The 15,867-nt window shown below is 67.9% G+C and carries 10 protein-coding genes; 5 read left to right on the top strand and 5 right to left on the bottom strand.

What is annotated here, in order from left to right; genetic code table 11:
- Positions 1-402 precede the first annotated feature (402 nt).
- Positions 403-2,553 carry an NAD-dependent DNA ligase LigA gene (gene ligA, locus U0177_RS00400; protein ID WP_409568595.1) on the top strand — a complete coding sequence of 717 codons (2,151 nt, stop codon included), beginning with the start codon at positions 403-405 and terminating at the stop codon, positions 2,551-2,553.
- Positions 2,554-2,565: 12 nt separating this feature from the next.
- Here ligA and U0177_RS00405 read toward each other — a convergent pair whose 3' ends face one another.
- Positions 2,566-3,630: a glutaminyl-peptide cyclotransferase gene (locus U0177_RS00405; RefSeq protein ID WP_409568596.1), complete on the bottom strand. Its 1,065-nt coding sequence runs from the start codon at positions 3,628-3,630 to the stop codon at positions 2,566-2,568.
- Between the two features lie 373 nt (positions 3,631-4,003).
- Between U0177_RS00405 and U0177_RS00410 the strand changes: the two genes are divergently transcribed.
- The gene (locus U0177_RS00410; RefSeq protein ID WP_409568597.1) at positions 4,004-7,735 is read left to right on the top strand and encodes a cobaltochelatase subunit CobN; all 3,732 of its coding nucleotides are present in this window, start codon (positions 4,004-4,006) and stop codon (positions 7,733-7,735) included.
- Positions 7,736-8,048: 313 nt separating this feature from the next.
- Here the strand turns inward: U0177_RS00410 and U0177_RS00415 are convergent, their stop codons facing one another.
- From U0177_RS00415 to U0177_RS00430, 4 genes are all read right to left on the bottom strand, one after another.
- Positions 8,049-8,936, bottom strand: coding sequence for a hypothetical protein (locus tag U0177_RS00415; RefSeq protein ID WP_409568598.1), 888 nt, complete (start codon positions 8,934-8,936; stop codon positions 8,049-8,051).
- Between the two features lie 17 nt (positions 8,937-8,953).
- Entirely contained in the window at positions 8,954-9,949 is a 996-nt protein-coding gene (locus U0177_RS00420; RefSeq protein WP_409568599.1) for a serine/threonine-protein kinase, read from the bottom strand.
- Positions 9,950-9,966: 17 nt separating this feature from the next.
- Positions 9,967-10,794: a PP2C family protein-serine/threonine phosphatase gene (locus U0177_RS00425; RefSeq protein WP_409568600.1), complete on the bottom strand. Its 828-nt coding sequence runs from the start codon at positions 10,792-10,794 to the stop codon at positions 9,967-9,969.
- Positions 10,795-10,911: 117 nt separating this feature from the next.
- Positions 10,912-12,516, bottom strand: a complete 1,605-nt coding sequence (locus U0177_RS00430) for an APC family permease (protein ID WP_409568601.1) — start codon at positions 12,514-12,516, stop codon at positions 10,912-10,914.
- 318 nt (positions 12,517-12,834) lie between these two features.
- Here U0177_RS00430 and U0177_RS00435 point away from each other — a divergent pair, with 318 nt between their 5' ends.
- The 3 genes from U0177_RS00435 to U0177_RS00445 all read left to right on the top strand — a co-directional run bounded on the left by U0177_RS00435 (position 12,835) and on the right by U0177_RS00445 (position 15,809).
- Positions 12,835-13,200 carry a hypothetical protein gene (locus U0177_RS00435; RefSeq protein WP_409568602.1) on the top strand — a complete coding sequence of 122 codons (366 nt, stop codon included), beginning with the start codon at positions 12,835-12,837 and terminating at the stop codon, positions 13,198-13,200.
- 574 nt (positions 13,201-13,774) lie between these two features.
- The gene (galK, locus tag U0177_RS00440; protein ID WP_409568603.1) at positions 13,775-14,941 is read left to right on the top strand and encodes a galactokinase; all 1,167 of its coding nucleotides are present in this window, start codon (positions 13,775-13,777) and stop codon (positions 14,939-14,941) included.
- A 178-nt stretch (positions 14,942-15,119) separates the two neighbouring features.
- Complete coding sequence (locus U0177_RS00445; protein ID WP_409568604.1) at positions 15,120-15,809, top strand: response regulator; 690 nt, start codon at positions 15,120-15,122, stop codon at positions 15,807-15,809.
- Positions 15,810-15,867: the final 58 nt, after the last annotated feature.

Raw genomic sequence — 15,867 nt, forward strand, 5'->3', positions numbered from 1 at the left:
GGGCTTCATTATACGGGCGAATGCGTGATCCGCAACTGCGCTCCCCTTCGCCCCGCGCCGCTTGCATCCCGCCGTTGGGCTTCGCCCCATGCTCTATAAAAGAATGCCTTCTCCGGCGAAATCGTAGTGGCACATGCCTCGTGGCGCCGAATGATACCAACTCCGTTTGATTACTCGTGTTTTCTTGTGCGGCGCCCGGCTTTGCCGGGCGCCGCACAAGAAAAAGAAATTTCGGGGGCGGCTTCGCCGCCCCCGAACCCCCACCATAATCCAAGCGATCTGCCGGATTTGGTATGAGCGGCAGGCGCGCCCTGGGCGGCCGTGCGCCAAACGCGACGCTTCCTGTCGTGCGGATCGCGTATAATGCAACTTCAACCACCGTATGTATCACGGAGAGTCGCAATGGCCGCCGACCCAAACCAGCGCATCGCCGAGCTGCGCGATCAGATTCGCCAGCACAACTATCGCTACCACGTGCTCGACGACCCGATCGTGAGCGACGCCGAGTACGACGCGCTGATGCGCGAGCTGCGCGCGCTCGAGCAGGCAAACCCCGAGCTCGTCACGCCCGACTCGCCGACCCAGCGCGTGGGCGGCGCGGCCTCCGAGAAGTTCGCCAAGGTGCGCCACCCCGTGCCCATGCTCTCGCTCGGCAACGCCTTCGACGAAGACGGCCTGCGCGCCTGGCGCGAGCGCGTGGCCCGGCTGCTCGGCCACGACGCCACGATCGCCTATGTGGTCGAGCCGAAGATCGACGGCCTGGCGATCGCGCTGACCTACGAGAGCGGCGCGTTTGTACGCGGCGCGACCCGCGGCGACGGCGAGATCGGCGAGGATGTGACGGCAAACCTGCGCACCATCCACAGCATCCCGCTCGCGCTGCGCGCGCCGAAATACCAAAGTCAGCCGCCGGAGCACGAGGACGCATCGCCAGACGCTGGCGCGCTTTCGTCTTTGGTCTTTGATTCTTGGTCTATTCCCTCCTCCATCGAGGTGCGCGGCGAGGTGTACATGCGCATCGCCGACTTCGAGGCGCTGAACGAGCGGCTGGCCGCCGCCGGCGAGCGCGTGGCCGCCAACCCGCGCAACGCCGCGGCCGGCTCGCTGCGCCAGAAAGACCCAGGCGTCACCGCCGGGCGGGCGCTGCGCTTCTTCGCCTACGCGCTTGGCCCCGTCAGCGGCGTGCAGCTGCACAGCCAGTGGGAAACGCTCGAGTACTTCCAGGCCCTGGGCTTCCCGGTGAACCGCGACCGCCGGCGCTTCGACGACTTCGAGCAGGTGGTGGCCTACACCCGCGAGTGGATGGCCCGCCGCGACCAGCTCGAGTACGAGGCCGACGGGATCGTGATCAAAGTCGACAGCTTCGCCCAGCAGCGCGAGCTTGGCGTGGTCGGGCGCGACCCGCGCTGGGCGATCGCCTACAAGTTCCCGGCGCGCGAAACCACCAGCCGCCTGCTCGACATCTCGATCAATGTCGGGCGCACCGGCGTGATCACCCCCGGCGCGATGATCGAGCCGGTGAACATCGGCGGCGTGATCGTGCGCAACGCCAGCCTGCACAACGCCGACTATATCGCCGAGCGCGACATCCGCATCGGCGATTACGTCACGGTCAAGCGCGCCGGCGACGTGATCCCCTACATCATCGGCCCGATCGTCGACCGGCGCGACGGCAGCGAGCGCCCGTGGGCCATGCCCGAGCGCTGCCCGGCCTGCGGCACGCCGCTCGAGCGCGCCGAGGGCGAGGTCGCCTGGCGCTGCCCGAACTTCGGCATCTGCCCGGCCCAGCTGGTGCGCCGCGTCGAGCACTTTGTCTCGCGCGGGGCGATGGATATTGTGGGCATTGGCGAGAAGCAGGCCCAGCTGCTGGTCGAGCGCGGCCTGGTGAAGGACCTTGCCGACCTCTACACGCTCAGCGCCGAGTCGTTCGCCGGCATGGAGGGCTACGGGCCGAAGAAGATCGCCAATGTGCTGGGCGGCATCGCCGAGTCGCGCGAGCGCCCGCTGGCGCGCCTGATCGTCGGCCTCGGCATCCGCTTCGTCGGCGAGGTGGCCGCCCAGGCGCTGGCCGCCGCGTTCGGCTCGCTCGACGCGCTGATGGACGCCAGCGCCGAGCAGATCGACGATGTCGAGGGGATCGGCCCGGTGGTGGCGGGCAGCGTGGCGCAGTTCTTCAGCCTCGAGCCGAACCGCGCGCTGGTGCAGAAGCTCAAGGGCGTCGGCGTCGCCACCGCCCAGCACGTGGCCGAGGCCCGCGCCAGCGACGCGCTGGCGGGGCAGTCGTTCGTGATCACCGGCACGCTGCCAGCGCTCACGCGCGAGCAGGCCGAGGCGCTGATCAAGACCCACGGCGGCAAGATCGCCGGCAGCGTCTCGAAGAAGACGAGCTACCTGGTGGCCGGCGAGGCGGCCGGCAGCAAGCTGGCCAAGGCGCGCGAGCTGAACGTGCCGATCCTCGACGAAGCCGGCCTGCGCGCGCTAATCGGCGAGGCGCCAGCCGAGCCGGCGCCAGAGCACACCGGCGACCCCGATCAGCTCAGGCTCGAGCTGTAGCGCCAGCCTGGGCTACTGCGCCGGCACCAGCGCGATCTCGAAGAGCTTGGGCCACAGCTTGCCCGTCACAAACAGGCGCCGGCCATCGGCGTCGTAGGCAATGCCGTTGAGCACGTCTACCGGCTGGGTGCGATCCTCCGGGCCGAGCAGCCCGGCCAGGTCGATCCAGCCGGTCACCGCGCCGCTGGCCGGGTCGATCCGCGCGATCCGGTCGGTCTGCCAGATATTCGCGTACACCTGGCCGTCCACAAACTCCAGCTCGTTCAGCCGCGTCACCGGCCCGCGGTCGTCGTACACCTCAACGCGCCCCAGCTCCTCCAGCGTCGCCGGGTCGAGAAACCGCAGCGTTGCGCTGCCGTCGCTCATGACCAGCCGCTGGCCGTCGTTGGTGAGCCCCCAGCCCTCGCCCACATAGCTGAAGCTGCGGCGCAGCGCGAAGCTGGCGCGGTCGTACACAAACCCGGCCTGGTTCTTCCAGGTCAGCTGGTAGATCGCGTCGCCCAGCACGGTGATGCCCTCGCCGAAGGCCTGCGCGCCGAGCGCGCAGCGCTGCAGCACCGCGCCACTGGCCAGGTCGACGCGGCGCAGCTCGGATTGGCCGTTCAGCCCGGTGCTCTCGTACAGCTGGCCCGCGACGTACTGCAGCCCCTCGGTGAACGCGCCGCGGTCGTGCGGGTAGCTGTTGAGCACGCGGAAGCCAAACACCGGGATCGGCCCGCTGGCGGTGCGCGAGATCGGCGTGGTGGGCGCGATCTCCGATGGCGGCGGGATCTGGTCGGGCGGCACGCACTCGGCCGCTGCCGGCGTGGGCGCCAGGGTCGTCGGCGGCGCGGGCGTGGGCGTCTCGGGCGGCGGGTAGGCCGTCGGCGGCGGGTAGCTCGCCTCGGCGCCCGGCGTGGCCGGCGCGGTGGACACCTGCAGCGGCGGAGTGGCGCCGACGGCGGAGCGAGCCGGCAAGCCTTTCGCCGTGCCGGCCAGCGCCTCGGTTGGCGCCGGCCGCGCCGTCGGCTCGATAGACTGCCCGGCCTGGCCGCACCCGCCAAGCACCAGCACGAGAAGGATCACAATTCGCCGCATCAAGCTGCCTTTCAATGCCACGATTTACGGCGACTGCGTAACCCGTGCCAATGCCAATTCGGAACAGCGTGAAAGTACCACAGCCGTCGCCATCGCGCAAACCCTGCGCCCAAGGAACGCTTTACACCCCACCGCACATATGCACAGCCCTTGCCAAATTACAGCTTTTGCAGATGCTAAATAGAGGATTTGTGTGCGTTGAAATTGTGTTAAGGCGTGCTATACTCGAATCGAGCTTCCAGCCCGGCTGAAACCTACGCCCCTACCCGCCACGCGAGCGGCTGCCACCCGTGGCGGGCCGATACGGCCGGTTCGGCGGGCCGGTAGTACTGAAACCGCACTACGCAGCGCAAGTGCACACAAGAGGTAGCATATGGCCACCCTGACCTTTATTGCCGGCATGGAGCGCTTCAACGCGCACGTATGGGACGAGGTGGCCCAGGCGCTGCGCGCCGGCGGCGTGGGCGCCCGGCTGCTGCGCTTCAACGACGACCACGTCGAGCGGCGCGACCCGGCGCTGGCTCAGGCGATCGGCGAATCGGACGTGGTGTTTGTCACGCTGATCAACATGCGCAGCCAGGCCGACTGGCTGGCCGAGCAGATCGGCCAGGCCAGCCCGCGCGCGGTGTTCGCGTTCGAGAGCATGCCCGAGGTGATGGCGCTCAACCGCGTCGGCGAGTACCGCGTGCAGGGCGGCAAGGGCAGCCTGCCCAAGCCCATGCAGCTGATCCTGCGCCTGCTGACGCAGGGCCGCGAGGAAGACACGCTCTACGCCTACACCAAGCTCACCAAGATCACCGCCAAGCTGCTGCCGCTCATGCCTGCCAAGTTGCACGACTTCCGCACCTGGCTGTCGGTGAATATCTACTGGAACCAGCCCGACGCGGCGAATATCACCCAGATGATCCGCCTGATCCTGCGCGATTGCCTGGGCCAGAAGCTCGACGTGGCGCCGCCGCGGCTGATCCCCATGATGGGCTGCTTCCACCCCGACAGCGCCGAGCTGTTCGATGGCCCCGAGGCATACCTCAAGTGGCAGGCGAAACGGCGCAAGAGCGCGGCTCCGCGAGCCAAGAGCCAGCAGCCAAGCGCCAGGCTCAAGCACAGCGGTTCGGATTCCTCGGCTCTTGGTTTGCCAACCGTCGCCCTGCTGGCGTTCCGCAAGCACGTGGTGCAGCAGCAGCGCTACCTGGGCGAGCTGGTGCATACGCTCGAGGCGCAGGGGCTGGCGGTGCTGCCGATCTTTGTCAGCGGCATCGAGGCCCACGTGGCCGTGCGCGAGTGGATCGCGCGCCAGCCGGTCGACCTGATCCTCAGCACCATGGGCTTCCCGCTGGTGGGCGGGCCGGCCGGCTCGACCAAGCCCGGCCACTATCAGCAGAAAGCCAGCGACATGCTCGCCGGCATCGACGTGCCGTATATGGTCGCGCAGCCGCTGCAGATGCAGACCGAGCAGCAGTGGCACGAGCAGGGCGTGGCGCCCATGCAGGCCGTGATCATGTACGACCTGCCCGAGATGGACGGCAGCATCGCGCCGGTGGCGCTTGGCGCCATCCGCGACCAGCTGATCGTCGCCACGCCCGACCGGCTCGAGCGCACTGCGCGCCAGGCCGCCGGCTGGGTGCGCCTGCGCCATACGCCGCCGGCCGAGAAGAAGCTCGCCGTGGTGCTGTACAACTACCCGCCCGGCCTCGGCAAGCTCGGCACCGCCGCGCTGCTGGACGTGCCCGCCTCGCTGCTGGCGCTGCTGCGGCGCCTGCGCGCCGAGGGCTACAGCGTCGGCGAGCTGCCCGCCAGTGCCGACGAGCTGGCCCAGCGCATCGCCGCGATCGAGCACGAGACGGCGCCCGGCGCGCCGGGCCACCGCGCGGTCGGCGTCGACGAGTACCGCCGGATCGTGCCGCTGGCCCACGCCGATCGCGTTGAGCGCCAGTGGGGCCGCGCCCCCGGCGACATCGCCCCCGCCGGGCGCGACGCCATCCGCATCGACGGGCTGCAGTTCGGCAATGTGTTCGTGGGCGTGCAGCCGCCCATGGGCGTGCCCGGCGACCCGATGCGCCTGCTGTTCGACCCCGAGTTCGCGCCGCACCACCAGTATGTCGCGTTCTACCGCTGGCTCAGCGAGAGCTGGCGCGCCGACGCGGTCGTCCACTTCGGCATGCACGGCACCGCCGAGTGGACGCCCGGCCTCAAGCTTGGGCTCACCGAGCGCTGCTGGCCCGACCTGCTGCTCGGCAGCACGCCGCAGCTCTACCTCTACCCGCTCAACAACCCCTCCGAGGCGCTGTTGGCGCGCCGGCGCGGCTTCGCCACGATCGTGAGCCACGCCGTGCCACCCTACGCCCGCGCCGGCCTGTACAAGCAGCTCGCCCTGCTGCGCACGCAGGTGGCCGACGCAAAAGAGCAGGCCGGCGGCGCGCCCGCAACCTGCCCCGAGCTGCCCGACCTGCCGCGCGCCACGGGCGAAACCGACGCCGCGTACCTCGGCCGGCTTTCGAGCTACCTCGACGAGCTTGAGCAGCGCCTGATCCTCGACGGCCTGCACGTCTTCGGCCAGAACCCCGCCGCCGAGCGCGCCGCCGCCCTGATCGAGGCCGCGCTCGACGTGCCGCGCGATGGCCGCCCCGGCCTGAGCCAGGCGCTGCGCGAGGCCGGCGTGCCGGCCACGCAGCTGAAAGACGCGCGCGCCGCGTTTGTGCAGCGCTTTGTGCTCGGCGGCGAGGCCGCGCCTGATGCCCGCCTGGCCGCGTTCGGCCACGAGCCGCTGGCCGCCGAGCTGATCGGGCACGGCAGGCAGCTGCTGAAGAACATGGCCGCCAGCGACGAGCTTGGCGCGCTGATCCACGCGCTCGCCGGCGGCTTTGTGCGCCCCGCCGTCGGCGCCGACCCAGTGCGCGCCGGCGCGGGCGCGCTGCCCAGCGGGCGCAACATCCACAGCATCGACCCGTGGCGCCTGCCCACCGACACCGCGCTGGCGCGCGGCGCGGCCATGGCCCAGGCGCTGCTCGAGCGCCACCTGGCCGAGCACGGCGAGTACCCGCAGACGGTGGCGCAGCCGCTGTGGGCGCTCGACACGATCAAGAGCGAGGGCGAGGGCATCGCCGTGGCGCTGGCGCTGCTGGGCGCGCGCCCCGAGCGCGACGGACAGGGCAAGATCTGGCGCTACGAGCTTGTGCCGCTGGCCGAGCTTGGCCGCCCGCGCGTCGACCTGCTACTCGACATCAGCAGCATCTTCCGCGACACCTTCCAGATGACGCTCGACCTGCTCGACGACCTGTTCCGCCGCGCGGCCGCCGCCGAGGAGCCCGCCAGCCAGAACTTCGTCCGCGCCCACGCGCTCGAGCTGCAGGCCCAGGGCCAGAGCTGGGAGCAGGCCACCGCGCGGATCTTCACCCAAGCGCCCGGCCAGTACGGCACCGGCGTGGAAGACCTGGTGGACGAGAGCGCGTGGGAGAACAACAGCCAGCTGGCCGAGACCTACCAGCGCCGCAGCAGCTTCAGCTACGGCGGCGGCCGCGCCGGCACCGCCGCTCCCGAGACGCTGCGCGGGCTGCTTGGCACCGTCGACCACGTGTTCCAGGCGATCGACAGCGTCGAGTACGGCCTGACCGATATGCAGCACTACTACGGCCATAGCGGCGCGATCCAGCTCGCCGCCAGCCAGGCGCGCGGCGGCGCCGTGCCGCTCAGCTACGCCGAAAGCTACACCGGCAGCGTCAAGCTCAACAGCGCCGCCGAGCTGCTGCGCATGGAGGCGCGCAGCAAGATCCTCAACCCGCGCTGGTACGAGGGCATGCTGGCCCACGGCTTCGCGGGCGCGGCCGAGATCGGCCAGCGCTTCACCTACCTGCTGGGCTGGAGCGCCACCAGCGATATCGTCGACCCGTGGGTGTTCGACCAGGCCGCCGCGACGTTTGTGCTCGACGAGCAGATGCGCCAGCGTATCGCCCAGGCCAACCCGCAGGCCGCGCGCAACGCCGTGGCGCGCCTGCTCGAGGCCCATGGCCGCGGCATGTGGCCGGCCGACGACACGACGATCGAGCGCCTGCAAGAGCTGTATGGCGACCTTGAGGATCGGCTGGAGGGGCTGGCGGTGGGCGCGTAGCCACCGGTGGCCAGGCACCAAGTTCGCCTGATCGCTTGCTCTATGCTGGGGGTTTGGGGCGGCAGTGCCGCCCCCGAGAACTTCCTTTTGGAGGGCGCGAGCCCTCCAAGCCTCCCACGCGCGAGGGCACCGCGTAATACCAAATCCGGCTGATCGCTTGGATTATGGTGGGGGTTCGGGGGCGGCAAAGCCGCCCAGACTTTCTTTTTCTTGTGCGGCGCCCGGCTTCGCCGGGCGCGCAAAAACACAAGTAATCAAACGGAGTTGGTATAGCTCGTGATACCTACAGAAAGAGATCAAGCGGCGCGCGCAGCTACAGCGCAAACAGTGCGGCGCGGCGCGACTCGTGTAGCAGCAGCGATACGACCGGGGCAAGCAGCGAAAACGCGCGGATGATCAGGATCGTATCGTCGATCGAGCCCTCGGATTTGCCAAGGAAGTTCAGGTTCTGGCGGATCTGGTAGCAGTCCCACTTGATCACGCTGCGATACTTCGAGGCGCTGAACGGCAGCTCCGGGTCGATCAGGTTGCCGGCGTCGTCGAGCGGCTTGACGATCCAGCTCTCGGCCTCGCGCGTCGGCTCCCACGTCGTCGCGTCGGCGCTCGTCTCGGTGACTTCGACCACGCCCTGCAAGAACGCCTCCATGTCCGTGAGGCTGTACTCGGCGGTGATGCCGTAGATCTCGCGCAGCTCGCGGCTGCTGCGCTCGATCATGCGGTTGATCGCGGCATTCGGCGTCTCGCCGTTCTTCAGCACCTTGATCTCGCGCAGGTTTGCGTCTTCGAGCAGCGGCGGGCTGAGCACGCGGGCGATCTTGGCGCGCTCGTCTTCCAGCGGCGCGCGCGCGGGGCCGTTGCGCGCGAAATCGGTGTAGGCCGCGGCGGTATAGATGTGGTTGAACGCCTCCCATAGGATCGAGTACGCCAGAAACAGCTGCACCGTGCGGTTGCCCATGGCGAAGGGCGCCTTGCGCGCGGCCAGCTTCTCGGGCTGCACGCTGAGCGTATCGTAGAGCGTGCTGGCGGCGTGGAAATACTCGCGCGCCGTGATCAGGTACTGGCGGCGGATCTCTTCGATCGCCGCCTGCTGATCGGCGGCGACGCCCAGGCCCAGCCAGTGGCGCTCTGCGAAGGCGCGCACCCGCTCTTTGCGCCGGCGCTCGACCGGGCTCGCATACTGATCAGGCGGCTCGACGCTCATGCTCCACCTTCTTCCATCTACCCGTGCAGCAGCTGCACCACCACGCCAAACAGCACCAGCCCCACCAGCACCGCTACTACGATCACCACTACCTGCCAGGTTGGCAGGCCCATCTGGCCGCCAACCCCGCCGTTGCCAGCGCTGCGCTCTTGCTGCTCGCGCTCGGCGCGCAGCGCCGGGGCGTCGATCTGATCCGGGTGCTGCAGCGCGTCGGCGAAGGCGCGCATCGAAGGCCAGCGCGCGTCGGGGCTGCGCCGGATGGCTTTCATCACGGTTTCTTCGAGCGCAGGCGGCACGTGCCCGGCGAACTGGCCCAGCGGCGGCGGGCTGGCCGTCACGTGCTGGCTCATCACCACCAGCGCGTTGTCGCCCTCGTAGGGCAGCCGGCCCGTCAGGCACTCGTAGGCGATCATGCCGAGCGCGTAAATGTCGGTGCGCTGGTCGCCGCGGTTGCCCTTGATCTGCTCGGGCGCCATGTAATCGGGCGTGCCGACCTGCGACGACATCTGGCCCCACGTGACGCGCCGCGAACCCTCGACAAACGCAATGCCGAAGTCCATCACCTTGGCGTGCCACTGCGGCGTCACGATCACATTCTCGGGCTTGAGGTCGCGATGAAACACGTGATGCTCGTGCGCGTACGCCAGCGCCTCGGCGATCTGCACGCACAGCCGCACCGCGCGCTCGATCGGCAGCCGGCGCTCTTTGCGCAGCACGTCGCGCAGCGTCACGCCATCCACATACTCCAGCACCAGGTATGGATCGAGCTGGTTGCCCGCCAGCTCGTACAGCTTCTGTATGTTCGGGTGCGTCAGCCGCTCGCCGATCTGGATCTCGCGGCGGAAACGCTCGTACGTGGCCGGGTCGCCGGCCATGTCTTCGTGCGGAAACTTGAGCACCACTTCACGCTGGTGCTGCGGGTCGTGGGCGCGATACACTTCGCTCATCCCGCCGTGGCCGAGCTTATGCACGACGGTGTACCGGTCGATCCGCTCACCTGGCTGCAACATCATAGTAGCCTACTGGGCGCTCAAACCAGCGCGCTGCCAATCAGGTTCAATGTGCGCCGAAAGAAGCCGTTCTTGCGCGCCGACTGATCGGGTTGGTTGCCGGGCAATTCTACCACTTTTATGACCTGCACCGACAGGTTATCGTCGGTGCCGCGCTCGAGCGCCAGCGCTACCAGCTGTTGGCATGCCTCGGCGGCGCTGTCGGCCTGCAGCGCCGCGGCGATCTCGGCCGGCGCGAGCGGCTCCCACAGCCCATCCGTGCAGAGCACAAAGCCGTCGCCGGCCTGCAGCGGCTCGCTGCGAAAGTCGATCTGGGTCATCAGGTCGTTGCCCAGGCTGCGCGTGATGATGTGGCGCCGTGGGTGGCGCTGCGCTTCTTCGGGGCTCAGGATCTGCATGCGCACCAGCTCGGCCACTTCCGAGTGATCGCGGGTGAGCTGCTGCGCTACCGCGCCGCGCACCTGGTAGATCCGCGTGTCGCCGACGTGGCCGATGTGCAGCTGCCCGCCCACTAGCGCTAGCGCCGAAAGTGTGGTGGACATGCGCCGGTAGGCCGGGTTCGCCAGGCCCATGTCGCAGATGTACAGGTTTGTCTGCTTGAACGCGCGCTGCAGCGCCGACAGCGGGCTTTTCCCGCCGCCGTAATACAGCGCTGCCAGCTTCTCGGCGCTGTGCTGGCTGGCGACTTCGCCCGCGCGGCCGCCGCCAACGCCGTCGGCAATCGCAAACAAGCAGCCCTTCTGCGCCAGTATGGCTGGGTCTGCTGGGATGTGCGCGGCGATAAAGTCTTCGTTGTTGTCGCGAACCGGGCCTTGCTCGCTGAGGCCGGCGTAGTCAAGCGTGATCATGCACACTCGGTCGGGCAGAAATGCGGGCGTACGTGTCGTGGTTCTCCGCGCTCTGCACTGCGGCCGGGCGCGGAGAACCATTCGCAAGCGGTGCGGCGCGCGCCGCCAGGCGCCGCGCTAGGGCGCCGGCAGCAGCACGCGCTGGCGGCGGCCGGTGTTGATCACAATATAGACGATGCTGACGATCGCCCACGCCGCGGCCACGCCCAGCGCGATGTAGCCCTCTTTCGAGCTGTCGCCGCCGGCCGCAAACGCGAGGTAGAAGATCGTGATCACCATCAGCACGTTGGTAAGCAGGCCCAGCACCGGGATGATCACGTGCAGGAAGATGTTGCGGTCGGGCCGGCCGTTGAAGGCGATGATCGTCCAGATGCAGATCAGGCCATAGAGAATGAACGTGCCCAGGTTGCTGGCAATGCCCAGGCCGGTCTGCGTCACAATGCTGTACACGCCCACCGCGCCGATCAGCGCCGAGATGCCCACCAGCATCCAGGTGGCCGCCGAGGGCGTGGCGAACCTGCCGTGCATCAGGCCGAGGATCTCGGGCATCTCCTGGTCTTTCGCCATTGCGTAGCTGACGCGCACGGCGGTGTTGATGCACGAGAGCGTCGTGCCGAAGATCGCCAGCGCCACGGTGATGGCCATCGTCACCGCCAGGCCGAAGCCAATGCCGCCCAGCAGCGTATCGCCGAACAGCCGGATCATATCGCCCACCGGTGCCTGCGAGTGCGCGGCGGCAGCCATGCCCACGTACGTCACCGCCGCGCCGCTCGCGTCGGTGCCCTGCACCACCAGCTTGTCCGATACCGCGAAGTTCGCCGCGAAGTAGCCGATCACATAGGCGAACAGGCCCTGGATGATCAGCGAAAGCAGCACGCCGCGCGGCACGCTGTGCTTGGGGTTCTTGGCCTCGGCGCCCAGCGCGGTGCAGCTCTCGAAGCCCACCAGGATCAGGATCGCCAGCGTCGACTGAAATAGCACGCTGCTCAGCGAGTGCGGGATGAGGATGGAGCCGACCGTCGCGTGGCCCACCTGCGTGCCGTCGGCCAGCGCGCCAAAGGTCGCGCCGTCGGGGTTCTTCAGCCGGTAGATGATCGCTAGCGCGGAGAACACCACCAGCGACGTCAGCTGCACGACGTTGATGATCAGGTTGGTGAGCGTCGAGCCATTGATGCCGCGCACTGCCACAAAGCCAACCCCCAGCGCGAAGAGGATCGCCACGCCAATGTTCACCACCAGCGGCAGGCCGGGGTTGCCGCTGCCGTCGGTGGCGCCGAACAGGCCGGCGATGTAGCTCACCAGAATAGCCATGAACGTGACCATCACGCCGGGGTACACCCAGTAGAACAGGTGCGCCGCCCAGCCGGTCACCAGCTTCGAGCCGCGCGCCCAGCGGTGGTGCTGGCTCTCCTCTTTGTCGAGAAACGTCTTCTCGGCGAAATAGTACGCGCTGCCGTAGCCGGCCTCGGGGTAGATCTTCGCCATCTGCGAGTAGGACAGCGCCGTCAGAAACGCGATGATCAGCGCGAACACCATCCCTTGCCACATGTCAAAGCCGGTGGTGGAGCCATCCGGGCCGGATTGCGCCGCCTGCAGCTGAAAGGTGATCCACAAGAACGCGCCGGGCGCGATCAGCGCCATGGCATTGATCGTGACACCCGTCAGGCCGAGTGTGCGTTTCGGCCCAGAGTCAGCCACATCTTGCTCAGAAGCGTTCGCCATTGCAAGCCTCCATGTCTTCGCGATGATACTCAACTGCCGAGCATACGCTAGCAGCGCAGCTCACTGTCGGCTGCACTGCCCTGGCGCTCGCACTCGGAGCAGCAAATAGTTAAGAGTGGTTTACGGTTATGATAGTGAACATTGCCGGATCTGCCTAGCCACCAATGATCCAAACATCGTGCCCGGCAAATCGTCGGAAGATCTAATACACGGGTGAATATTTTCGCGCCCAAAAAATGCCGAAAACCCTTATACTTTCCAAATGCAAAAGCTGCTATGCTTGGCACAAAGGCGTTTCAGCAACGCGCGGAGAGGCGCATGCCAAAGATCGACCCTGCGATACTCGTACGCCTGTATGTCGACGAGCAGCTTTCTATTCGCCGCATTTCAGATCAATTGCATATCGCGCCGCGCACCGTGCACGACGCGCTGATCCGCAACCGCATTCCGCGCCGCGAGGCGTGGCAGCGTGTTCCCGCTCCCGACGCCGCCGGTGCGGGCCAATCGCCGCTCGATGCCGCGCTGCTCCAGCGGCTGTATGTCGATGAGCAGCGCTCGCTTGGCGAAATTGCACAGATTGTCGGCGTGTGCGCCACCACGGTGTATAAGGCGCTGGTGCGCTTCGGCATCCCGCGCCGCGCGCGCGGCCGGCCGCACAAGCCTGCCCCGCGCGATCCGGCATAGCGCGCAGCGTGCAGGGCGATCGAGCGTGGGGCCTAGAGCAATACGCCATCCCGATGCGCCCCAGCCACATCCCACCGGCGCTCTTGCTGTGCCCTTGGCGCATTGCACCGCCAGCGAAGTTTCCCCGTAGCTCAGCGCCGCGGCAAGCGACGCCTCACTCCCTCAACGACAATCGCCGATACAGGGCCACAGCAAGCCAAGCTTTGTTCAGCACGGCAGTGTATGTATGCTGCACGGGCGTTTCCTTCAGCCGCACCGGCATTCCAACCATGCTGCACGCGTGCTCGCTTCACCCGCACCTGTATTCCAGCATGCTGCACGCGCGCTCGCTTCAGCTGCACCGGCACTCGGGCACGCTGCACGCGCGCTCGCTTCAGCTGCACCGGCACTCGGGCACGCTGCACGCGCGCTCGCTTCAGCCGTACCGGCGCCGCCGCGCTTTGAAGGAGAGCGTGTGAACGTGCCGCATGCGCCAGATGACCGTGCGCGCCGTTCGGTCGTTCTTTTCCGAGCGCCTCGCTATGCTATAATGCGCGCATTCACAAGCGCCTACGCCCTGAGAGTGAGAAAGAGCATGATCGACGTCGAGACGATCCGCGAGCAATTCGAGCGGCACTACGGCATCCACCCGCGCCTGATCGTGCGCGGGCCTGGCCGGGTGAACCTGATCGGCGAGCACACCGACTATAACGACGGCTTTGTGTTCCCGGCAGCGATCGACCGGGCCACCTACGTAGCGGCGCGCCCGCGCGACGACGCGCTGGTGCATATCGTCGCCGTCGATATGCACGACGAAGACGAGTTCGCGCTCGACGCACCGATCGAGCACAGCGCCGATCACCCTTGGAGCAACTACATTCGTGGCGTGGTGAAGGGCCTGCTGGTGGCCGGGCACACGCTTGGCGGCGCGAACCTGCTGATCACCAGCGATGTGCCGCGCGGCTCGGGCCTGTCGTCGTCGGCGGCGCTCGAAGTCGCCACCGGCTACGCCTTCCAGCTGCTGAACCGCCTGAACATCCTCGGCGAAGAGCTGGCGCTGCTGGCGCAGGGCGCCGAGAATACGTTTGTCGGCGTGCAGTGCGGGATCATGGACCAGTTTATCTCGGCGCTAGGCCGCAGCGACCACGCGCTGCTGCTCGACTGCCGCGACCTGAGCTACCGCCCGGTGCCGCTTCCCGCCAACGCGCAGATCGTCGTCTGCGACAGCCACACCGAGCGGCGGCTCTCTGGCTCGGCGTACAACCAGCGCCGCGAAGAGTGCGAGGCGGCAGTGCGGCTATTCAAGCGGTGGTACCCGAAGATCAGCGCGCTGCGCGACGTGAGCGTGGCGCAGCTGCGCGAGCACGAGGCCGACCTGCCCGAGCCGGTGCGGGCGCGCGCGCGCCACGTGATCACCGAGAACGATCGAGCGCAGCGCAGCGCCGCCGCGCTTGAAGCCGGCGATATCGCCACCTTTGGCCGGCTGATGAACGAGTCGCACGCCAGCCTGCGCGACGACTACGAGGTCAGCATCCCGGCCATGGACGCGCTGGTAGCGGCAGCGCAGGCTGTGCCCGGCTGCTACGGCTCGCGCATGACCGGGGCGGGCTTTGGCGGCTGCACCGTCAGCCTGGTCGAAACCGGCGCGATCGAGCGCTTCAAGCACGATGTCGCCGCGGCCTTCCGCCAGGCCACCGGCCGCGACACCACGATCTATGTCTGCCGCGCCAGCGACGGCGTTGGACGCGCGCTGCCCGAGTAGCGCACCAGTACGCGGCGCGCAGTCCGCGCGCGAAATGCCTGCGCGCCTGCACGCCACGATCGAAACAGAACCGCTAGTATAGCGATGTCAAACCGCTCATCCAGGCTTAACACGGATTTAAAACCGGTGCGCTAGAATATGAAAGAATACTGATTTTAGCGACGCGAAACAACCGATTATGCCCACAATCTTGCTCGTCGAAGACGAACTGACGCTCTCGGAAACACTGCGCTACAACCTCGAGCGCGAGGGCTACAGCGTCCTGAGCGCCGCCGACGGCGTGCACGGCCTCGAGCTCGCCCGGCGCGAGCAGCCCGACCTGCTGATCCTCGACATTATGCTGCCGCGACTCGACGGCTTCTCGGTGTGCCGCATCCTGCGCCAGGAGAGCGACGTGCCGATCCTGATGCTCACCGCGCGCCAGGACGAAGTCGACCGCATCGCCGGGCTCGAGCTCGGCGCCGACGACTACGTGGCCAAGCCGTTCAGCCTGGGCGAGCTGCTGGCGCGCGTACGCGCGATCATGCGCCGCACCGACCGCCAGCCCGCCGGCAGCCGCGAGGTGCTCGACGCCGGGGCGCTGCGCGTCGACACCGGCTCGCGGCGCGCGTGGCGCGACAGCGCCGAGCTGACGCTCTCACAGAAAGAGTTCGACCTGCTGACCTGCCTGATCCGCAACCGCGGCATGGCGCTCTCGCGCGATGTACTGCTCGAGCGTGTGTGGGGCTTCGACTTCCTTGGCGACAGCCGCACCGTCGACGTGCACATCCGCTGGCTGCGCGAGAAAGTCGAGCCCGATCCCGGCCGGCCGATCTATATTCAAACGGTGCGCGGCGTCGGCTACCGCTTCGAGATCCCGCAGTCTTAGCAGCGCTCTGAAGAACGCGCGCGGGGCGGCGATCATCGCGCCGCCTTTCAGGCAGGCG

This window comes from Kouleothrix sp. (assembly GCF_046328425.1).
Taxonomy (GTDB): domain Bacteria; phylum Chloroflexota; class Chloroflexia; order Chloroflexales; family Roseiflexaceae; genus Kouleothrix.